Annotated in this window: 10 protein-coding genes; all 10 read left to right on the forward strand. The window is 62.9% G+C overall.

Features of this window, described 5'->3' with window-relative positions:
* Positions 1 to 172: 172 nt before the first annotated feature.
* The 10 genes from IPK70_00170 to IPK70_00215 all read left to right on the forward strand — a co-directional run bounded on the left by IPK70_00170 (position 173) and on the right by IPK70_00215 (position 22851).
* A complete protein-coding gene (locus tag IPK70_00170) occupies positions 173 to 847 on the forward strand; it encodes a DsbA family oxidoreductase (protein MBK8225571.1) in 675 nt (224 codons plus the stop codon).
* Positions 848 to 917: 70 nt separating this feature from the next.
* Complete coding sequence (locus IPK70_00175) at positions 918 to 3002, forward strand: tetratricopeptide repeat protein (GenBank protein ID MBK8225572.1); 2085 nt, start codon at positions 918 to 920, stop codon at positions 3000 to 3002.
* Positions 3003 to 3238: 236 nt separating this feature from the next.
* Positions 3239 to 5131 carry a hypothetical protein gene (locus IPK70_00180; protein MBK8225573.1) on the forward strand — a complete coding sequence of 631 codons (1893 nt, stop codon included), beginning with the start codon at positions 3239 to 3241 and terminating at the stop codon, positions 5129 to 5131.
* Between the two features lie 180 nt (positions 5132 to 5311).
* On the forward strand, positions 5312 to 5953 hold the full coding sequence (locus IPK70_00185) for a response regulator transcription factor (protein MBK8225574.1): 642 nt from the start codon (positions 5312 to 5314) through the stop codon (positions 5951 to 5953).
* Positions 5954 to 6039: 86 nt separating this feature from the next.
* Positions 6040 to 7749, forward strand: a complete 1710-nt coding sequence (locus tag IPK70_00190; protein MBK8225575.1) for a hypothetical protein — start codon at positions 6040 to 6042, stop codon at positions 7747 to 7749.
* 3 nt (positions 7750 to 7752) lie between these two features.
* Complete coding sequence (locus IPK70_00195; protein ID MBK8225576.1) at positions 7753 to 14682, forward strand: hypothetical protein; 6930 nt, start codon at positions 7753 to 7755, stop codon at positions 14680 to 14682.
* A gap of 2 nt (positions 14683 to 14684) precedes the next feature.
* Complete coding sequence (locus tag IPK70_00200) at positions 14685 to 16739, forward strand: hypothetical protein (protein ID MBK8225577.1); 2055 nt, start codon at positions 14685 to 14687, stop codon at positions 16737 to 16739.
* 73 nt (positions 16740 to 16812) lie between these two features.
* The gene (locus IPK70_00205; GenBank protein MBK8225578.1) at positions 16813 to 17286 is read left to right on the forward strand and encodes a T9SS type A sorting domain-containing protein; all 474 of its coding nucleotides are present in this window, start codon (positions 16813 to 16815) and stop codon (positions 17284 to 17286) included.
* Positions 17287 to 17289: 3 nt separating this feature from the next.
* Complete coding sequence (locus tag IPK70_00210) at positions 17290 to 20952, forward strand: tail fiber domain-containing protein (protein ID MBK8225579.1); 3663 nt, start codon at positions 17290 to 17292, stop codon at positions 20950 to 20952.
* Positions 20953 to 21021: 69 nt separating this feature from the next.
* Positions 21022 to 22851: a hypothetical protein gene (locus IPK70_00215; protein ID MBK8225580.1), complete on the forward strand. Its 1830-nt coding sequence runs from the start codon at positions 21022 to 21024 to the stop codon at positions 22849 to 22851.
* The last annotated feature ends 56 nt before the right edge of the window (positions 22852 to 22907 follow it).

The following is a 22907-nucleotide window of genomic DNA, read 5'->3' on the forward strand; positions in this document are numbered from 1 at the left end:
GCAAACGTAGGGGACAGAGGAAACGAAATGCAACAGGAATCGTTTCCGGTGTGATGAACGGTGCTATCGCTGGATGAGCACCCGATCTTTCGGCCCGACCCGCATGCGCGCCGCCATCCTCTCCATGGGCCTCTGGGCCTTGTCCATCGCGGCTTCTGCTCAATTCCAGCCCATGTCCACCACCCCTATCGGCGCCGACCAACCGCTCACCATCGAGGTGTGGAGCGATGTGGTCTGCCCCTTCTGCTACATCGGCAAGCGCGAGCTCGAGAGCGCCTTGGCCCGCTTTCCCCACCGGGATCAAGTCCGGGTGGTGTGGAAGAGCTTCGAGCTGGACCCCAACGCTCCGGACCGCGCGCCGCACGACACCTACGGCATGCTCATGGAGCGGTACCGCATCAGCCGCGACGAAGCGAAGGCGCGCGTGAACGGCGTGACGCAGCGCGCAGCCAGCCTCGGTTTGAAATACGATTTCGACAAGGTCATCGTGGGCAGCTCGTTGCTAGCGCACCGATTGCTGCAGTACGCCAAGAGCCAGGGCAAGGGCGATGCGATCAAGGAGCGCCTTTTCCGCGCCTACTTCACCGAGGGCAAGCACCTGGCCGACAAGCCGACCCTGATCTCACTGGCGAAGGAGGCAGGCCTGAATACGGATGAGCTCCGCTACGGCCTCGAAGGCGATTCGTGGATCCGCGAGGTTCGCGCCGACGAGCAAGAGGCGCGGCAGCTCGGGGTGAGCGGCGTGCCCTTCTTCGTCTTCGACAGGCGCTTCGCGGTGAGCGGGGCGCAATCAAGCGCCGTGTTCCTGCAAGCGCTGGAGAAGGCGCGGGAAGAGCGTGGGAAGTGAGCCGCAAGCCGGCCGTACATACCACGAGCGTGGTATTGCAGATCCGAGTGCGGACCTTCACTTTCGCCCGATGCGGAGCCCTGTCATCATAGCCCTGCTTTCCATCGCCCACACGCTCGCTGGCCAGGATCTGGACAGCCTCCGCAGCGCCTGCGCCGACCGCAGCCTATCGGACTCCGCTCGATTCACGGCCTGCAACGAGTTGATCTGGGAGGGCTACATGTTCAACTCGCCCGATACGGCTTGGCTGCTGGCCGAACGCATGGAGTCTGAAGCGCGCGCCAATGGCAAGGAGCGCTTCGTGGCCGTGGCCATCGAAGCGAAGGCCGCCACGTGGTATGTCCGCGGGCAGTTCGAGAAGGCCCTTGGCTTCTATCAGCAATCACTGGCCATCCATCAGCGGCTAGGGGACAGGAACCGGCAGGCTGACGTGATCACCAACATGGCCGCCATGCATTCCTTCCTCGGCGCAAAGGACACGGCGCTGGTCCTCTATGAACAAGGGCTTCGCGTTCATGAGGAGCTCAAGGACTCCGCCTCCATCGCCAACGACCTCAACAGCATCGGCGGCATCCACATGATGCGCGGTGATCATGCACGCGCGGTCGCGCTGTACGCGCGAAGCCTGCGCATCCAGGAAGCGCTGGGCGACAAGCGCGGCGCGGCTACCACGCTCAGCAACATCGGAGCCGTATACCTGGCGCAAGGCGATTATGCGGAAGCGCTGAAGCGGTATACAACGGCCGCGGAGGCCGCCGAAGCGCTGAACGACGGCCACCTTGCCGCGAAGGTGCTTCTTGAAATAGGCACCTGTCAGCAGGAGCTCGGCGACCTTGAGCGCGCGTTGAGCCACTTCAATCGCAGCTTGGACCTGCGCACGTCGCTGGATGACCAGCATGGCATCGCCACCGCCTTGAACAAGATCGGCGAGATCCAGCGGATCCAAGGGAACACAGCGGCTGCCATAACCACCTTTCAGCAGAGCGCGTCCATCGCAGCCGAACAAGGCTCGCCATTCAATGGTGGCACCGCGTGGATGGGCCTTGGCAACGCATGGCTCGACCAGGGCCGATATGCCGATGCGCTCATTGCCGCGCGGAACGCGCTACCCCTCGCAGAAGAAGCGGAAGAGCTATCGATGCACCGTGATGTGCTCGTTCTGAAGTACCGTGCGCTTAAGGAGCTCGGTCGGGAGCGCGAGGCGCTTGCGGCGCTGGAGCAGAGCATCGTGTACAACGATAGCTTGATGCGCGAAGAGAACCAGCGAGAGGTGCTTCGACATGAATTCGCCTATGCCTATGAGAGCCAGGCCTTGGCCGATAGCCTGCGGCATCTGGAAGAGAAACGCGCCATGGCTTCCGCCCATCGCGACCGTCGCAACGTGTTGGTCGGCGGGTTGGCCATCCTCCTCGTGCTCGGCCTTGCGCTCTGGGGGCGGGTACGGTACATGGCGCGCGCGAACAAAGCCATCCTGGCGGCCCAATCCAAGCTGGTGATCAGCGAAAGGCAGCGCGAAGCAGAGCATGTGCGCAACCGGATCGCGAGCGACATCCATGACGACCTGGGCAGCGACCTGACGAAGCTGAGCCTGCTGGGCGATGAGATGAGGCGCACCGTGGCAGACCACGCCCATGCCACGGCAAAGCTCGCCAACCGCATCGTGGAGCTCTCACGCGATGCCACTACCGCCCTCAGCGACATCGTATGGGCCGCCGATCCGCATCAGGATACCGCCCATGGGCTCATTACGCGGTGCAGCGCCTACACCCACCGCATGCTCGATGGAACGAGCCTGCAGCAGGACCTCCGGTTCGAGCACACAGGTCCCGACCTCATGCTCGACCCTGGCATCAAGCACGATGTATTCCTATTGCTCAAGGAATTGGTCAACAATGCAGTGAAGCACGCAGGGGCCACTCGAATCGAAGTATCGCTCACCACTGACGCGAAGCGCTTCCGATTGATGGTGGCCGATGATGGCATCGGCTTCGACCAGGGCTCTGTGCAACCCGGCAACGGCTTTCGGTCCATCGCCAGCAGGGCCAAGCGCGTCGGTGCCAGCTTCGCGGTGAACGCCTCGCCAGGCAACGGTTGCCGGGTCAGCATAGATGGGCAATGGGGTCTGCCCTCTTCAACGATGGATGGCCCTGAATGACCAAGCAGCCCAATGGAACCCGAGCACGCGGCGCAACCGCCTCACAATGGCACCTCAGCACATCATGCGCCATGCGTGGTCGGGGTCATTGATGAACCGGACTTCGCAGCCGCTCGATGCTGGCTTCTTTCGCCGCCGAAGCGCTTGATCATGAACCCGGGCAACATGCCGCATGGCCATGGAAGGATCCTTGAAGGTTGGTTCACCCTGAAGATGACTGATCCGATTCCCCGATCATGAGAAAGGACCTGCTACGGGCACCTGCGCTTTCAGCACTGCTTCTGGTCATTAGCGCTGGATGCCCACCGATCAATGCGCAGGGGCAAACCCACGAGATCGATAGCCTGCTCGGCGAGGTCGGCCGCATGCGAGCAACTGGAGACCTGCGGGACACAGCTATTGCCAAGCTTCGGAACAAGCTCGTGGATAAGCTGAGCAAAGCCGGCGAATACGGAAGCGCGCTGAAACAGGCCGAGGCCTCCATTGCGCTGCTCAATGGCCTTCAAGAGCGCCATCGCTCTCACCCGAGCGTACAGCTGCTCCTCGCAAAGGCGAACAGGCTGGGCGGGCGCGCCCATTACTTCGAAGCTCGGTATGCCGAGAGCCTCAAGAGCATGCAGGCTGCGAATCGGCACGCCCTCCTTGCCCGCGATACCGTGGAGGAAGGGAGAAGCCTCATGTACATGGCTTTCTGTTTCCGTGAGATGCAGGACACGGCTCAGGCGATCAACTATTCGAGGCGCGCCATCGCCCTGCTGGAGCGCACTGATGCGCAGGCTGACCGAGGCACCGCGATCATGAGCCTCGGGGGCATCTATTCGAATGTGAGCATGGTCGATAGCTCGGCCCTGTACTTCCATCGCGCACTGGAGCTTTTCCTTCAGATCGATGCCCGGTCCCAGATCGCTGCTGCGCAACTGAACCTCGCTGAGCTGTACAATAACAACGGCCTGCACGATTCCGTGGACCATTACCTCGAGCAAGCCGCGCCGTACGTCGACGCTTTGAACCCGCAGAGCCGGTTGCGCTACAAGGGCATGCTCGGCCGTTCACGTGTGATGGGTGGCCGATTCAAAGAAGGACTCGACCTGCTCGCAGAAGCAGAGGCCGGCGCGAACGGCAATCCCGCAGATCTCGCCGTGATCCTGCATTTGAAGGCGCTCGCCTATGCAGGCTTGCACGACATGCCCGCTGCAATGGCGGCACTGCGCGCGGGTGATGATGCGACGGTGGAGGACCTCGACCTCGAGAAGGTGCAGGAGGTGACCGCTTTGCGCGTGGCCTTCGAGCAGGAGCGCGAGGCGGCGCTCGCGCAGGAACGCATCACCGAGGAGCAGGAGCGGCGGAAACTCGCATACGCAGCGGCAGCACTGCTAGGCGTGGCGGCCATGCTCCTGCTGGCCCTGGTTCGGGTGCGTTCGCGATCGGCGCGCGCGCTTCGCCTCAAGAACGACGAGCTGATCCGCGCCCAGGAGCAGCTCGTCCGAAGCGAGAAGCGGCGCGAAGCCGAGCAGGTGCGCACGCGGATCGCGCGCGACATCCACGACGACATGGGCGGTGAGCTCACCAAGATCCGCCTGCTCGGAGGCGAGGCCCAGCATCTCTTGCGCAGCGATCCCGGTCAGGCGGGCATGGCCGTGGAGCGCATGGCACGCTCGGCGCAGCTGGCGAGCGATTCCTTGCGCGACATCGTATGGGCCACCGATCCGCATTACGATACACGGCAAGGGACATTGGACCATGCGCGCGATCTGATCCAGCGGATGCTGGAGGGCAGCGGCCCGAAGTACACGATGGACCTGCAGCTCGATGGTCCCGATGGACCGGTGGACACTGCTTGGAAGCAGAACCTCATCCGTATCCTGAAAGAAGCGCTGAATAATGCCTTGAAGCATGCGCAGGCCTCGCGCATCGATGTGACCCTGTTGCTGACCGAGGACGGCTATCGGCTTACCGTGCAGGATGATGGCCGCGGCCTGGGCTCCTCCGGATCGGGCAGCGGCCATGGGCTCCGGAACATGCGGGCCAGAGCCGCGAGCATGGGCGCACGTTTCGATGTGAGCGCCCCGCCCGAAGGCGGATGCCGCATGGAGCTGCAAGGCACCAAGCTGGCTCCGGCATACCACTAATGTGGTATTCCGCCGAAGCGGTGCGGCGTGTTGCTTCGGCGTCAACATATCCTTCCCTGTGCATGATGTTCCTGGCGATGACGATCATGTCATCGCCAGGAGGGTCATGGGCCTTTGCAGGTTCGGCGTCAACGGTTAGCTTAGGCAGCGATTCCGGCTACGTGTGCCCGGACCTTGCGCATGAGCGAATCGAACATCCGTGTCATCATCGTTGAGGACGACACCGAGATCCGAGATTTGATGCGGCGGTCCTTGGAGCGAGAGGCTGGGCTCCGCGTGGTTGGCTTGTTCGGAGATGCCGAAGGCTTCTTGGAGCGTTTCGAGGAGCTGGAGCCGGACGTGGTGCTGATGGATATCGGCCTACCGGACATGAGCGGCATCGATTGCGTGGCGAAGGCGAAGCCGATGCGGCCGCAGACCCAATTCCTCATGAGCACGGTCTTCGAGAATCCGGCCTTCATCTTCCAGGCCCTGTGCGCCGGTGCAACGGGCTACCTGGTGAAGAACGCCGGACAGGAGCAATTGGCCATCGCCGTTCGCGATTTGCACGAGGGCGGCTCCCCCATGTCATCGACCATCGCACGGCTGGTGGTGGATTCCTTCCAGAACGGCGTGAAGACAAGGATCCAGGACCACGCCCTCACGGATCGGGAGAAGGGCATCCTGGACCAATTAGCCCAAGGCCTGATGTACAAGGAGATCGCCGCCAAAACGGGCATCAGCACCGAGACCGTGCGCAAGCACGTGCGCAACATCTACGAGAAGCTGCAGGTAGGCTCCCGCATGGAGGCCATCCGGAAGGTGTACCCCAACGGCTACTGAATCCGGTCTACTACTGACGTGGTATTTCCTGGGCCATCGTGCGCCGCTTGCTTTGGCCATAAGCATGCACGCGCATGCGAGGGGCCATGCGCAGCGTCAGACAGGCGGTCAATAGGTCAAAGTGGGCATTGCTCCTGATCGGGTTACTGGCGCCTGGGCCGGGCCGATCGCAAGACCTCGCGCAGATCGGCCAGAGGAAACCGTTCGGCCTCTCCGGAAGCATCTCACTGCAAGGCGGGCCCTATTTCTACAGCGGCGATGGTGAAGCGCGCAATCAGCCGTTCTTCTGGAACAGCACTGGTACCATCACGCTCTCGATCTGGGGTTGGCAGGCCCCGTTCAGCTTCTCCGTCGGCTCGCAGGAACGTACGTGGACCCAGCCCTTCAACCGTTATGGCGTGAGCCCCTTCTATAAGTGGGCGAAGCTGCACCTAGGCTATCGCAGCATGCGCTTCAACCCTTACACGTTCGCCGGCCTTCAGTTCTATGGCGGGGGCCTGGAGCTGGAGCCGAAGGGCTTCCGCTTCGCGGCATTCTACGGTCGCTTCAACAAGCCCATTGCGCAGGACACCCTTGGCAGCATCGTACCCGTGCCGGCCTACCGACGCATGGGCATGGGCGTGAAGATCGGTGCCGGCTCGCGCAGGAATCACGTTGACCTGATGGTCTTCCGCGCAGCTGACGATACCGCTTCGATACCGGAGGTCACCGGAAACGCGCGCGTGACACCCATGGAGAACGTGGCGGTCGGGCTCACTGCCCGGATCGCGCTCAGCAAGAAGATCACCTGGGAACTGGATGCGGCAGGGAGCGCGATCACTGAGGATGTCCGGGCTCCTGTGCTCGTGAATGATGACCTGCGCCGCTTCTCCACCGGGCTGTTCACGCCGCGCATCGGGACCCGGGCGCTCTTCGCCGGCAACACCTCGTTGCGCTGGAGCAGCAGGCATTTCAACCTCCGCTTGCAATACAAGGAAGTGGAGCCGGGTTACCGCTCACTGGGCGCCTTCTACCAGCAGACCGACCTGCGCGCGGTGACCGCGGAGCCCAGCCTTCGCCTGATGAAGGGCAAGCTGCGCATCGGCGGCAGCTATGGATTGCAGCAGGACAATATCCGGATGACGAAGGTGACCACTTCGGTGCGCCGCATCGGGTCGGCCCAGGTATCCTGGAATCCTTCGAACGCATATGGGATCGACGCTTCCTACTCCAACTACGGAGTGGTCCAGCAAGCGGGCCTGCGCGTGCTCAACGACACCTTCCGGGTAGCCCAGGCCAACCGCAACATCGTTGTCGCGCAGCGCATCAACCTGCGCAACAAGCTGCGCACGTGGTCGGCAATGCTCTCGGGCGGCTACCAGGAGCTCGTTGACCTGAACCCCTTCGGGACATTCTCCAGCGCGGAGAACCAGGTGCTGCATGCGAACCTGCACATCAGTCGAATCCGCGCCCGCGACAACCTGATGGTGAGCGGGGGGCTCAACGCCAACCGCAACACGACGGAAGCCGGCGAGTTCATCCTCGCGGGCCCCACCCTCGGGTTCTCGCGGCCCTTCGCCAAGCAGAAGCTCATGCTCTCGCTCTCGGGCAGCTACAACCAAGCCTATTTCGATGGCGCTGAGGCCGGCACCACGATCAATGCGAATCACACGCTGCAATACAGCGCAGGCCGCTCGCACCGCTTTCAGCTAACGATCACGGCCCTGCAGAACCGCACCACGTTCGTCGCCGTCCGCGAGTTCACCGAGGTGCGATTCATGGGTGGTTACGTGCTCACATTCCAAACCAAGTCCTGATCCATGCGCCACGTTGCATCCGCGCTCATCGCCACTGCAGCCGCCGTGCTGCTCTCGGCCGCCTTGCATGCACAAGGCGAATATCCGCTCACGATCAGCACCAGCGTCCTGCCGCCCTATTCGCCCAGCATCGCCAACTATTTCAGCAGCAGCAGCAACGTCGCCTTCGTCATCTTCAACAGCACGACGGAAACGAAACGCGTGTACCTGGCGGGCTCGATCACCCGCATTCCGGAGGAGGACCTCTCCGCCACGGTGGACGGACAGCAGGCCTGGAGCGCGCCCCCCTTGATCGTTCCGCCCGGCTCGAACTACTTCACTGGCGATAACCTGGTGCCCATCCTGAACGCCATCAACGGGAACCCGGCAACGCTGGTAGGTGATGGGCTGGAAGACCAGCTTCGGCTTGGCGTGATCCCAGAAGGTGAGTACGAGCTCTGCCTGCGCGTGTATGACTACGACGTGCCCGGCACCGCCCTTTCAGCCGATGGATGCCGGATCTTCACCATCCGGGAATTGGAGCCGCCGGAGCCCTTGGCGCCGTCCTGCCAGGATGATGGCGTGGGTGAGATGGTGACCCCGCAGGATCCGCAGTTCATCCTCTTCAACTGGTTCCTGCCTGGGGGGGTTCCGCCCGGCGTGACCTTCTCGTACGAGTTCCGGCTGGTTCGCATTGAAAGTCCAACAAATGCGCAGGCCGCATTGGAGACGAGCACCGATGTGGTGTACGAGACAAGCGTGCCCACGAACCAACTTATCTACACGCAGATGATGCCGGCCCTTGAGCCGGGGCGCATGTATGCCTGGTGGGTGCGCGCTGTGCCATTCCCAAGTGATGCCGCCTTGGTGCGCAACAACGGCTACATGCGTCCATGCACGTTCACTTACCAAGAACATGGCGATACGGAGTTCGGGCTGAGCTTTCCCGTGCAGCAGGATACCCTGCCTTGGGACCTAATCCCCATCATGGCGCGATTCGAGCCGCATGCCCCTCCCAACGATGACCTTACCACCGGAAAATTCTGGAGCCGGTTGGACGTGTACAAGGACGGAGCCTTTCTCAACCGCACATTCCGACACACGCAGACGAATGAGATCGATTGGGGTCGAGGGTACTATCACTCGCAAATGGAATTGCTCGGTAACCCATCGGATTTCACCGAGGAGCAAGCCCGCCACATCAACATATACACCAACAGCCCCGATGCCGAGGGCCGGTTCAAGCGCGGATCAAGCTATGCGCTATCCGCAGACCTGCGCACGAAGAACCGTGCAGGCTTGGATGTGCGCTATGGAGATGCGGAAGGGATCTTCGTCTCGGGCATGGGGCGACCGAGACCCCTGACCCCGGCGAACAACGCACTGCTGCCGAAGAACGGCGGTGATACCACCATCACCGGATTCGCCCCGGTGATGCTGCGTTTCCAGACCGCAGATGAACCGATGGCACTTCGCCCGCCATTCCCAATCCGCATCCTCTACGGCTCGAACGCCCCCACCCAAACCCATGGCCAGGCACATGAACGTTGGCGCTTGGAGGTCTCGCGCTCCGCGACCATGACCAGCCCGATACTCGTGCGCAGCAAAGTGCTAGGGCCCGTGCAACTGATTGATGATGCATGCAGCGATGCCTGCGTCAAGGACCAGTTCTACAGGTTGGACTCAGTAGAATTCGCGCCAGCGGACACGGGCACCTACTACTGGCGCGTGGCCTGGCTCCAAGACCCCGGCTCCGAAGCCGGAGCGACCTACCACGACGGCCCAGTTCGGATGTTCCGTGTGGCAGCCGACACGACAGCACCGCCCGCGGAAGAGGAGGTGCGCCCGCGCGAATGCGTGAGCATCTGCCGGGCCGCGCCCACACCGATGGCGCAGCGCGTGCCCGTAACGAGCGCTGCTGTCACGGACACGATCGCCATCGGGTTGTTCCGCATGCGCATCACGGAGATCGCATGGGCCGGCGGCACCGCCAGCGGTGAAGGCCTGATCCCTGTGCCATTCATGAACTGCCCCATGAAGGTGAGTTTCACCGACGCGCAGATCAATGCGCAGAAAGTGATGTATCAAGGCGATGTATACGGCCGATACGACAATGAATCCATCGTCCCAGCCGCCTGGCGAATGGGCGCCGGGCTTGCAGCGGGCTTCAGCCCGAGCGCCGTGCAGCAGATTGATGACTACCTCAATGCCGCTGGCCGCCTCACCATGCAGCTCACAGGCAATTCGCCCATGGGCCTGCCCATCGGCATCGCCGCCGACGTGCCGGGCGGCCGTTTCACCGTGGGCATCGTGGGCATGCAGTTCACCGACACAGTGGCGAAGCTCAACGCCATGATGAGCGTGCCCGTGCCAGAGCTCGGCTTCAACTACGGGCTCGGCGTAACCGATCAGGTCTTCCATCCGGATGGCGTAGGCTGCCCCGATAGCGACGCCATGCTCTACCTGGTGGACGATGTGCGCGTGGGCATCGGTGGCGATTCACTGGTGATGAAGGGCACACGCTTCGATCCCGCGAACCACATGGCCGTGGTGGACTCCGGTACTTACGCGGCTTGGGACTGCCGAGGCTTCCGCGCCTTGCAGATCGATGCGCAATGGCGATTCGATCGCGAGCATCTGAAAGAGGACCGGCCCGACGGCACCTCTGGTCCAGAGAAGATCGTGGCCGCCATGAAGATGCGCACGGGGCGTGGCGGGCTCATGGGCCGCGTGGATTTCAACAAGCCCTTCCACATCGATGGCGCGGAAGGCTGGGGCTTCGACGTGCAGGAAGCCTGGCTCGACATGGCCAGTTATGCGAACCCGCCGGAGATGAGCCTGGAGCCCGCTGTGGCGCAGCATATCGGCCTCACCGATGCGCAAGGCGCTGCCCAAGCGGCATGGCGCGGGTTCTACCTGAAACGGGCGATGCTGCGCCTGCCCAATGGCGTGAAGCGCTTCGGCAGCACGGAGCGCGTCTCCGGCGTGGTGGATGACCTGGTTGTGAATGGCGACGGGCTCACCGCCAGCTTCAAGCTCGCCAACCTCCTGGGCGAGAATGAAGGAGACCTGGCCGGGTGGGCCATCTCACTGGATACGCTGCGCATGGACATCGTGCAGAACAGTTTCCACCAGACCGGGATCAAGGGACGCATCCGCACATCCGTGAGCAGCACCTTGCTGGATTATTCCGGCGTGTTCCGCCAGAGCCTCACCAACGACGACCATTGGCTCGAGTTCCTCGTGCAGCCCCAAGAGGACCTCTCCTTCCCGATCCCCTTCCTCTATTCCTCGCTCGAGCTCGAGGAGACCAGTACGCTGACCGCGGTGATCGCGAACGAGGGATCGACCACTTCCGCGCGCGCCAAAGCCACGCTTCATGGCCGCCTGAATCTGGCCACGCCCGAGACGGCGCCTGTGCAGCTCAACTTCACGGGGATCGAATTCCAGGACCTGTGGTTCAGCACCGATGCGCCCTACACCAACATCGATAGCGCAGTGAGCTTCTCCTACGCCAGTCCGCAGAAGTACATGGGCGTGGCACTTGAGGAAGAGGATGCTCAATTGAGCAATGGCGGCACGGCCAGCGGTTTCCCGGTGAGCATCACCGAGGTGAAGGGTGAGCGCACCACCATCGATGGCAAGCCCGCTGCCGGCATCGCCTACGACATCAACCTCCAGCTCGTAGACAACAGCAACATCTTCCGCGCAACCACGCGAGTGGCGACCCTGGGCGTGCTCAACACGAGCAGCATCCACGAATGGGGCGCGCACGAGATGCGGCTCGATTCGATCGGTGTTGAGGGCGACAACGGCGCAGTGGACATCCACGGCGGGCTGCGGTGGTACCGGGATAGCCCCACCTACGGCAACGGTATCCGCGGAAGCCTTCGCGCGAGCTTCTGGAAAAAGAAGATCGAGGTGCTGGCCAACGCGCAGTTCGGTGACAAGAGCGGCAGCAGATACTGGTACGTGGATGCGATGCTCGCCAAGGAGGGCGGATTCAACAAGCCATCGGCCTTCACCGTGTACGGCTTCGGCGGCGCAGCGTGGTACCACATGCGCAGGAATGGCGCGCTCCCCCTCTCAACCGAGATCACCGCGCAGGAGATCGAGAATGTCGGCGACTCCCTGTTCGAGCCGGGAATCACCCTCAGCGGCATGAGCTTCACGCCGGATGCCTCCATCGGCTTGGGTTTCCAGGGCACCATCATCTTCGGCGACCCCAGCAGCGGTTACGCATACAACGGCGATGCAACGCTCGGCGCGCAGTTCTCCAGCACCGGCGGCATCGAGACCTTGTCGCTCACGACGAACCTGGCCCTGCTGCACAAACGAGAGGACACGGGGCATGTGCCCCTCAAGGGCGATGGCAGCATCTCATACGACTTCGCCAATGACGTGCTCGCCGCGAACTTCAATGTGTTCGTGGATGTGAAGGCAGCAGAGACCAGCGTGCTCTATGGCAACGGCCCGCAGAAGAGAGCGGGCGCCATCGCGCTGTACATCGGCCCGGAGAACTGGCACCTGCTGCTGGGCACGCCTTCAGAGAGAGTGGGCCTCACTGCTGCGGGCTTCATCTCCGGCGGCTTCTACTTCATGCTGGGCGACGATCTGCCGGGCATTCCGCTGCCGCCCGCTGAATTGCTCGCTCATGCCCCTCCGAGCTACTTCGCCGGAAGAGCGGACATCGGCGACGCATCGGGCATCGCTTTCGGCGCGAACCTGCCGTTCTCCAAGCGTGATACGGTGGTGGTGTTCCGCTACCACATCCAAGGAGAGGTCGGCTTCGACATCCTCTTCCGCTTGAGCGATGGCATGGAATGCCTGAACATCCCGGATCCGGGCATAGGGCCGTTCTATGCCGAAGGGCAGGCGTATGGCTACATCGATGCATCGGTAGGCATCTACGTTGACATCTGGCTCGCCTCCGGCGAATTCCACCTGTTCGATGTGAGCGCGGGCGGCCTCTTCCAATGCGGATTCGCGAATCCCTCCTGGCTGAGCGGCTTCATCTATGGCACCTATGACATCCTGCACGGTGCGATCTCCGGATCGGTCACCCTGCCCTTCAAGGCCGGACAGCGCTGCCAGGTCCCCGAGAACGGCATGCTCGCGAACCTGAACCCGATCGGCGATCTGTCTCCGGAAGACAAGGACGGCTTGCCGCCCGGGTGCGCGAATGCGGCGCTATGCGGCGTCGATTGCGGCATCGAGCCTGAAGTGGTCTTCAACCTGAAGATCGACTCGCCCTTCACCATGCAGCAGATCAACAGCAACGGATCCCGCACCACGCGCACCTTCCGCATCGTGAAGGAGGCCTTTGAGCTGAAGCGCAACGGTGCCGTGCTGGCCGGTACGCAAACCTTCAATGCTGCGCAGGACCATCTGTCCATGCGCCCATCGCAATACCTGGAGCCCCTTTCCACGCACACCATCACCATCAAGCTGCGCGGCGAAGAGCGCCTGGCCAACGGTCAATGGGCACAGGTAATGCACAACAATGCGCCAGTCCGTTGGGAGCGCACGCACACCTTCAAGACCAATGAGGGCATCAAGGAGCTCACCGCGGGCAATGTGGATGTGAGCTACCCCTTCCTGGGCCAGCGTTACTTCCTGCAGGACGAATGCCGGATGGGGAAGATCATCTGCAAGTCTGACCTGAGCAATCAACCGGTCTTCAAGACGAGACCGGGTCGAAGGCGCGTGTTCAAGGCTGTTTTCCTGCCGATCAATGGCGGCACTCCGCTCGAGAAGCCGGCAACCGCGACCCATTTCGAGAAGTCGGTGATCAACTTCGAGATTCCGGCATTGCTGAACAGCCGCACGTATGCGCTGCGCATCGTGGCCCGTGACGAGATCGACTTCGGCACCATGGAGATCAGCGGTGATGGCCTGGCATCCGGCGGCAGCACCCCGCAGATGCCCGGCTTCCCTGGAGCAAGCAGCTCTTCCATGCCTGTGGCATCGGTGACCACGAACACCACCAGTCAGTTCAACAACATGGTGCAGATCCGAATGCGCTCGCTGCAGGGCTTCACCTTACGGCCGGACGAGAAGCTCACTTACCTCTACCATTTCCGCACCTCTCAGTACAACACCTTGGCCGCGAAGGCCGCAGGAATCGTTCACAGCGCGACCACGGCCACGGCACTGGCCACCATACCCCCGCGTGAAGTGCTCGACATCACCTTCGGGGGCGAGCTCTTCGATGTGTACGATGTGCGCGGCCAACCATACGGCGGAACGAACAACCAGCCCGCATGGCGCGCCGGACCCTTGGTGCGCATGTTGGATCCCCACACCGACGCCTGGTTCACCGATTGGGCTCAGCCGAAGCTCTACGACTACTATGATGTGCTGCGGAATTCGGGGTGCACGGCGCACCGGCTCATCCGGGCCAACCCGGACACGCTCGGAATACCGCCCAAATACACCATCCGCTTCCATCCCACTTGGGAGCCGAAGCCGCCCTTGAGCACTTCAGAGACCAGCCCATCGCCCTATGGCGCTCCCGCCTCAGCGGGCGCGATCGCCCTGCCCGGCGGTGCGCCCGCGCTGAGCTACATGCGGATGACCACCGGCACTGAAGTGGCCAATGATTATGTGCGCCTGCAAACCCTCACCAACCTGGTGATCACCAATTGCGGGCCCGTGACCGCGCCGCCCAACCAGCATGATGATGTCTATCAGCAGATGGCCGAGCCGTTGCGCAGCAAGGTCATGTCCTTCCAGAACACCTCCTTCCACCGCATGTACCGTGGCAACTACGGCATAGAGCTGCGCTATGGCGTCCCGCTGCTGCTCTGCGCGGTCATCGAGAGCGCGCCTATAGGCGGGCAGGCCGCAGTGAACGACGGCATCGCCATCTACAACTACCCAAGCGGTCCGGAAGCGCCAAGGCCTTACATCCCGCCTGGCCTGCCCGGTGGTGGCGGTGTGATAAAGAAGTAACCATGCGCAACCTTTTCCTCCTCCTCGCAGCGCTCGTCGGCATCTCCATTCAAGCGCAGCACGTGCGCCTCGTTGCGCGCAATACAGCCGATTCCGTAGTGCTGCGCTGGGCGGCCAGCGACCCCGCCGCCTGGCGAGCGAGCAATGTGCATGGCTACCGCGTGGAGCGCCTGCTGATCAACGAGCGCACCTCCCGGAGCAGCAAGTGGACCACAGTCGGGCCAGAGCGCCACTTGCCGCTTTCGCTCGAAGCCATGAAGCTCCGCTACGCTGCGGACCACCCGTGGGCTGGCGCGGTCGCGCAACTGCTGCACGGGAGAATGGAAGGGACTAGAACGCCGGAGACGGACCTCGTGGCCGCCGCGCGAATGGCCGATGCGCAAACAATGGAATGGTCCATGTGCATGCTCGTCGCCGACATGGACGCCACCATGGCCGACGCCCTTGGCCTGCGGTGCGTGGACCGCAACGCGGCACCCGACGCCAACTACCTCTATCGCGTGATCGCGCTCGATGCCACGCGGCCCGATACGGCCGTGGTGGCGGTGAACCGCGCCTGGGGTGAAGACCCTGTGCCGCATGGCCCGGCCATTTGGACCGATGAGCGCGAAGGGAAGGTGCAGTTGCGCTGGGAGGCACAAAAGGGCGTGGCGTCCTTCAGTGCCTATTGGGTGGAACGCTCGAGCGATGGCAAGAGCTGGCAGCGCCTTAACCGAAGGCCCTACGTGCCTACGGGCGAGATGGGGAAACCCCTTGAGGTGGTCTACTGGATGGACACGACGATCACGGCGAACTACCAGCCGATGCGCTATCGCGTGCTGGGCATCACGCCCTTCGGCGATGTCAGCGCGGATGCGCCGGTGGTCACGGCCATGGGCCGTGACCGCACACCGCCCGCGGCTCCGGAGATCACCGCCGTGAAGGATGAGCGCGGGAAGCTGGTGGTGCATTGGGATCAGCCAGCACCGGTGACGGACCTGAAGGGCTATGCCGTTGAGAAATCACAGCAGAGCAACGGCATGTATTACCCGCTCCACAACGGCCTGCTGCCGCCCAGCGCCCGGCAATTCACGGACACATCAACCTTCCTCCTGGGAGAGAATCACTATCGCATTGCAGCGATCGATACCGCAGGCAACCGGATGAACTCCAATCCCGGCTACGGCTTCCTCATCGATAGCATCGCGCCTGCGCCCCCCACCGGCCTTTCAGGCAGCATCGACTCGAGCGGCGTGGTCACCGTGCGCTGGCGTTTAGGCAAGGAGATGGACATCCTCGGCTATCGGGTGTTCTTCGCCAACGCGCCGGACCATGCGTTCAATAATCTCTCGCCGCAGCCTGTGGCCGACACCACCTTCACCGACACGCTCCAGCTGCGCACGCTCACCAAGCGCATCCACTACAAGGTGGTTGCCGTTGATCGCAACTTCAACCACAGCGGCCTCAGCGCCATGCTCACGCTCACGCGCCCGGACGTGATCGCACCTGCTGCACCGGTGATGAAGCGCTACACGGTGAGCGATAGCGCCGTGCTGATCGACTTTGTGCCGAGCCACAGCAAGGACGTGAGCCGCCACGAGCTGCTGCGCCGGATCCATCCCGATACCGCATGGTCGTTGGTGTCGGCAATTCCTGCTCCCTCGGAGCAACGAACCTGGCTTGACCAGGATGTGAGCGGCCCCGCCTACTACGCCTACAGCCTCGTTGCTGTGGATAGCGCCGGCAATCGATCCGCGCATGCGCGCCCCATGGAGGTGCGCGTGCCACGCGGCAGCAAGCGGCCCGGCGCGACCGAGGTGAGCGCCGTCGCAGTGGATGGACGCACGGTACAGGTGAGCTGGAAGCATCCGCCGGCGCCGGTTCGCCATTACCTGTTGCTGCGGTCAAAGGAAGGCGCGCCTCCAGTGGCCATCGGCTCCGCCCCGCGAGATGCCCGGACCTTCACGGATATCCGATTGCCAGGCAAGGGCAGCTACACCTACATGGTGCAAGCCGTATTCCCTGATGGTGGCGCGGCGCCCATCGCAACGGCGTACGCCGCTGTAGTCCTGCCATAGCGCCCGTACTACTGATGTGGTATTGATGGCGCTGAGCGCCTCGGGTTGCTTCGCTACCCCAATGCCCACGACCATGCGCGCTTCTCTGATCGCCCTTCTGTTGGGTTCGCCCATCCTTTCTTCCGCACAGGAAGTGATCGGCACAGGAGGCGCCTACCACACCAGCGGTACTGCTGGACTGTCCTACACCATCGGTGAGCCGGTGACCGCCACCGTGGGCAACGCCAGCACCACGCTTACGCAAGGCTTCCAGCAGCCATGGGCGGACATCAACACGGTGGTGGATGACCCCGTGACCGATGGCCCGAGCATCAACGTGTACCCGAACCCCGTGCGCCACATCCTGCACATCGCCATGGACGGCACGCCCGAGGGGCACCACTATGTGCTTCACGACGCCGCCGGAAGACAAGTGACCGATGGCCGGATCGGTTCCGCCATCACCGACCTCGACATGGAGCCCTTCGCCAGCGGCAGCTACTACCTGCGCGTACTCGGGCCGAACGACAACAGCGGGCGCTCATTCAAGATCTCCGTCACCCACTAAGCCATGAAAAAGACCCTCCTCCTCCTCACCGCCATGGCGCTCACCCTTGGCGCACTGGCCCAAGCGCCGCAGCGCATCAGCTACCAGGCCATCCTGCGCGATGCCGGCGGCGCCATACAGCCCAACACCAGCGCCACGCTCGGCCTGGCCGTGCTGCAAGGCAGCGCCAGTGGCCCCGTGGTGTACAATGAGAACCACGCGGTGACCACCAACGGATTCGGCCTGGCCAACGTGGCCATCGGAGGCGGCACCGTGGTGAGCGGCAGTTTCGCGGCCATTGATTGGAGCAACGGCCCCTATTTCGTGCGCACCAGCGTGAACGGCACGCCGATCGGCACCACGCAATTGCTGAGTGTTCCGTACGCGCTCTTCGCGGAGCAGAGCAACACTCCGGGGCCTGCGGGGCCGCAAGGACCGGCCGGCCCACAAGGACCAGCTGGCGCGGATGGTACAGGGGTGACCATCCTTGGCTCGCTCACGAATGTGAATCAACTGCCCGGGTCAGGTAACCCAGGCGATGCATACCTGGTGAACGGAAGCCTTTACGTTTGGAGCGATAACACGAACTCGTGGGAGAACGTGGGATCCATCCAAGGCCCTGCAGGGCCGCAAGGCGCAGCTGGTACGGATGGACGCACGATCCTGAACGGAGCGAGCAACCCCACAGCTGGAACAGGATCGAATGGCGACTTCTACATCAACACATCCACCAATACGCTCTTTGGACCGAAAACAGCAGGAGCGTGGGGCAGCGGAACATCGCTGATCGGACCGCAAGGACCGCAAGGCGTTGCCGGGCCACAGGGTGCAACGGGCGCCACCGGTGCAACCGGAGCCACTGGACCACAAGGGCCGCAAGGCTCACAAGGACCTGCGGGACCCACGGGGCCGCAGGGTCCGGCTGGTGCTGATGGTACCGGCGTCACGATCCTCGGAACGCTCACCAATGTGAATCAGCTTCCCGCGAACGGAGACCCGGGTGACGCCTATCTCATCGGGGGCAGTCTCTATGTATGGAGCGAGACCTCGAACGATTGGGAGAACGTAGGCTCCATACAAGGACCTGCAGGACCGCAGGGTCCGCAAGGACCAACGGGATCTACAGGCGCTACGGGGCCACAAGGTCCTGCGGGGCCGCAAGGGGCTACAGGCGCCACTGGTGCGCAGGGTGCAGCAGGTGCCGATGGCCGCACCGTGCTCAATGGAACCGGCAACCCGACTGGTGGCATCGGCGCGAATGGAGACTTCTATATCAACACCAGCAGCAACACCCTCTTCGGTCCGAAAACCGCCGGCGCATGGGGCAGCGGCGTTTCGCTGGTAGGTCCGCAAGGAGCAACGGGCGCTACGGGCGCCACCGGACCGCAAGGACCACAGGGCAATACCGGAGCAACGGGAGCGACCGGTTCGCAAGGGCCAGCAGGTCCAGCTGGGGCAACGGGCGCCACCGGTCCTCAAGGACCACAGGGAGCAACGGGACCACAAGGTGCCGCAGGCGCAGATGGCCGCACGGTGCTGAACGGTGCGTCTAACCCAACCGGGGGCACTGGCGCAAATGGAGACTTCTACATCAACACTACCAGCAACACGCTCTTCGGCCCGAAGACCGGAGGCGCATGGGGCAGCGGCGTTTCGCTAGTAGGTCCGCAAGGAGCTACGGGCGCTACGGGTGCAACCGGACCGCAGGGACCACAGGGCAACACCGGAGCAACAGGCGCGACCGGTTCGCAAGGGCCAGCAGGTCCAGCTGGGGCAATGGGCGCCACCGGTGCAACAGGACCACAAGGGCCTGCTGGAGCAACCGGTGCGACAGGGCCACAAGGCGCGCCAGGCACCAATGGCACCAACGGTGCTGATGGCCGCACGGTGCTGAACGGTACGGGCAACCCAACAGCGGGCACCGGCGCGAATGGAGACTTCTACATCAATACCTCCTCGAACACCTTGTTCGGACCGAAGACCGGAGGCGCGTGGGGCAGTGGCGTATCACTCGTGGGTCCACAGGGAGCGACGGGCGCCACCGGTGCAACAGGACCACAAGGGCCTGCTGGAGCAACAGGTGCAACGGGACCACAAGGTCCGCAGGGCGCTCCAGGAACCAATGGCACGAACGGCACCAATGGGCTCAATGGAAAGACGGTGCTCAATGGTGCCGCGGACCCAACCGGAGGCATCGGCACCGATGGCGACTTCTACATCAACACCACCACCGATTTCATCTTCGGACCGAAGACCGCTGGAGCATGGGGTACAGGCACCTCGTTGGTTGGACCGCAAGGGCCTGCTGGCGGAGGAAGCGGTTGGCTGCTCACCGGTAACGCCGGGATCGATCCGGCAGCGAATTTCCTCGGCACCACCGATGCGCAACCGTTGAACTTCCGAATGAACAACATCGGCTCAGGCACGATCAATAACGTCACACGGAATACTGCGCTTGGCTCTCTCACGCTGAACGCATCGCCCACCGGGAACTGGAATTCGGCCTTCGGCTATGAGGCGCTTCGCTTCCTCACCACTGGCACCTTCAATGCTGCCGTTGGCGCGCGCGCCTTGAAGGCGAACACGACCGGATACGACAATTCAGCCGTCGGCACCGAAGCGATGACAGCGAACACGACCGGGTACCGGAATAGTGCCTTCGGCGCAGCCTCGTTGTACCAGAACATCTCGGGGCGCTACAATACCGCAGTGGGCGTCTACGCGCTCTTCGGGGGACAGACGGGGTCTTCCAACGTAGCGATAGGGGTATCTGCCCTTCAGAACAACGTTGACCGGAAGAATATCGTGGCCGTCGGGGACAGCGCGCTCTACAACAACAGTATCGGCGCCGGGCCTATTGATGATATCGACGTCCCGAATCAAGCGATGTTCAACACAGCCGTGGGTTCAAAGTCGCTCTTTGCGAATACGACGGGTAACCGGAACACCGCGTTGGGTCATAGCACTTTGGATGCGAACGTCATCGGAGACGCGAACACCGCATTGGGCTATGCCGCGCTCTCGTCGAGTACAGGTGGCAATAGCAGCACTGCCGTGGGATCCGGTGCGATGAGCAATACGACGGCCTCGTTCAACACGGCCTTGGGCGCATTAACCGGTCCAACTTCGAATTCCTTCAGCAATACCACTTCGCTGGGTTACCAGGCAGCATGCACTGCGGGCAACATGGTGCGCTTGGGCAATAGCGCGGTCAGCAGCATCGGTGGCTATGCCGGCTGGACGAATATCAGCGATGCCCGGGTGAAGAACAATGTGCAAGCGAACGTCCCCGGCTTGGCCTTCATCACGCGCCTGCGCCCGGTGACCTATCACTTGAACGTGGACAAGATCGCCGCCCACCTTGGCGAGGACATGCAGCTCGACAAGAACGGCAACCGCATCCCATTGCCCTTGGCTCCTGAAATGGCTCAAGCCCGTGCTGAGAAATCAGCAATTCTCCAAACCGGCTTCATCGCGCAAGAGGTGGAAGCTGCCGCGCAAGAGGTCGGGTTCGACTTCAGCGGCGTGGATAAGGCCGAAAATGGCGATGGCCTTGTAGGCCTGCGTTACGCCGAATTCGTCGTTCCGCTCGTGAAGGCTGTGCAGGAGCAACAGGCCCAGATCGAAGAGCAGCAGAAGGAGATCGCCGAGCTGAAGGCATTGGTGCAACAGCTCCTGAAACGCTGATCAGCGATCCCTCCGGGCGGGCATCGAAGGCAATCCCCTCCTTCGATGCCCGCCCGTCTCGTTCCAGCCATGCGAACCCTGGCGCTCCTCCCAGCCCTCGCCCTCTGCTTTGGCTCCAGCGCACAAAACGACCGGGCGGATTCGCTGCGCGACTTGATCGGCGACTATCGCAACGCGGGCAGCTTGGCCGATACGGTACAGGCCGTTCGGTTCAGGCAGCTCACGCGCGCATTCATCAATGCCGGCAACCTCGACTCCGCCGCTGCCGTCGCGCAAGCGGGTGTCGATTTCGTGCTGCAAGCAAAAGGACCATTCGCCCAAGAGGCCGGCTGGTTGAAGCAGCGTATGCAGGCGCATAAGCTGGTCGGCATGGTGTCCTTCTACCGTGGTCACTATGACGAGGCGTTGGAAGCGATGCAGGACTACCAGCGGGATGCCGCCTTGATCGGCTCCGCCACGGATGAAGGCGCGGCGTACAACTACATGTCGTACTGCTTCCGCTCCATGAACGACGACCAGCAGGCGGAACGATATGCGCGCAAGGCGATTGGCATCCTCCGCGCGCTCGAGCCCGACGAGGACCTCGCCGATGCGTTCACTGGACTAGCGAGCACCATGGCCGATGGTGGCCGCATCGATAGTGCGCAACGCTACAATCGCCTGGCGATCGGCGTGTACCGCCGCACCGGCAACGTGGCCAATGCCACCAACACCTGGTTGAACATGGCGGGCAACTGGGCGCGCATCGAGGCTTATGACTCCTGCTCAGCAGCTCTTGACCAGGCACGCGCAGGACTGGAACAGGCGCTTCCTGATGCGTGGATGAAATACCATGCCCACACCGGCCAATACCTGCTTGCAACCGGCCGGATAGCGCCCGCGTTGATTGCCTTGGACAGCGCCATGCACCTCGCGCAGGAGCTCGGCAGCGCGGAGGCTGTCGCGCATGTCGGGGCGCTGCAAGCGCTCTCGGCAGCGGCATCCGGGCGATATCGTGAAGCCATCGCGCTGCAACGCAAAGCGACGGATGCCCTCGTGGAGGACCTTGATCTCGAGAGGACCCGTGCGCTCACCGAAGCGCGGCTCACCTTCGAGCATGAGCAGGAACTCGCCCAAGCCGAGGAACGTACGGCGCAGCAACGCAAGCAGAAGAACCTCTTCCTGGTCATCGGCGCATTGACGGCCGTACTGTCCATCGCGCTGCTCGTTCTCGTTTCGCAAACAAGGCGTTCACGCGCGTTGATCCGCAAAGAGCGCGACCGCAACGAGGAGCTGCTGCTGAACATCCTGCCTGCCGAGGTGGCGCAGGAGCTGAAGGACAAGGGCGAATCGCAGGCGCGACTGATCGATGAGGCGACGATCCTCTTCTCCGATTTCATGGGCTTCACCGGCGTGAGCGAGCAGCTCTCCCCGCAGGAACTGGTGGAGGAGCTGAATGCGTGCTTCAAAGCCTTCGACGACATCATCACCGCGCGCGGAGTGGAGAAGATCAAGACCATCGGCGATGCCTACATGGCCGCTGGCGGGCTCTCGGGCGAAACGGGGTCCTCAGCCTTGAACGTGGTGCTGGCGGCGCTGGACATGCAGGATTTCATGTCCAGGAGGCGCGCGCTGCGCGAGGCCCTGGGCCGACCGGCGTTCGCCATGCGCGTGGGCATCCACACCGGTCCGGTGGTGGCGGGCATCGTGGGCGTGAAGAAGTTCCAGTACGACATCTGGGGCGACACCGTGAACACGGCGAACCGCATGGAATCCACCGGGGAGCCCGACCGCGTGAACATCAGCAACAGCACACGCACGCTCATCGCCGCCGAGAGCGGTTTGCGGTTCCATGAGCGCGGCATCGTGGAGGCGAAAGGCAAGGGCGGGCTGGCCATGTGGTTCGTGGAGCGCGCGTAACGCGGAGCACAGGCCAAGCCCCTGCCCCATACTACGAACGTGGTATTCCAATCAGC

This window comes from Flavobacteriales bacterium (assembly GCA_016712535.1).
GTDB lineage: Bacteria > Bacteroidota > Bacteroidia > Flavobacteriales_F > PHOS-HE28 > PHOS-HE28.

Coding starts and splice junctions, on each gene's coding strand:
- IPK70_00205 (MBK8225578.1), top strand. CDS start 16,813: ATGCGCGCTTCTCTGATCGCCCTTCTGTTGGGTTCGCCCATCCTTTCT.
- IPK70_00170 (MBK8225571.1), top strand. CDS start 173: ATGTCCACCACCCCTATCGGCGCCGACCAACCGCTCACCATCGAGGTG.
- IPK70_00200 (MBK8225577.1), top strand. CDS start 14,685: ATGCGCAACCTTTTCCTCCTCCTCGCAGCGCTCGTCGGCATCTCCATT.
- IPK70_00185 (MBK8225574.1), top strand. CDS start 5,312: ATGAGCGAATCGAACATCCGTGTCATCATCGTTGAGGACGACACCGAG.
- IPK70_00195 (MBK8225576.1), top strand. CDS start 7,753: ATGCGCCACGTTGCATCCGCGCTCATCGCCACTGCAGCCGCCGTGCTG.
- IPK70_00190 (MBK8225575.1), top strand. CDS start 6,040: ATGCGCAGCGTCAGACAGGCGGTCAATAGGTCAAAGTGGGCATTGCTC.
- IPK70_00175 (MBK8225572.1), top strand. CDS start 918: ATGCGGAGCCCTGTCATCATAGCCCTGCTTTCCATCGCCCACACGCTC.
- IPK70_00180 (MBK8225573.1), top strand. CDS start 3,239: ATGAGAAAGGACCTGCTACGGGCACCTGCGCTTTCAGCACTGCTTCTG.
- IPK70_00215 (MBK8225580.1), top strand. CDS start 21,022: ATGCGAACCCTGGCGCTCCTCCCAGCCCTCGCCCTCTGCTTTGGCTCC.
- IPK70_00210 (MBK8225579.1), top strand. CDS start 17,290: ATGAAAAAGACCCTCCTCCTCCTCACCGCCATGGCGCTCACCCTTGGC.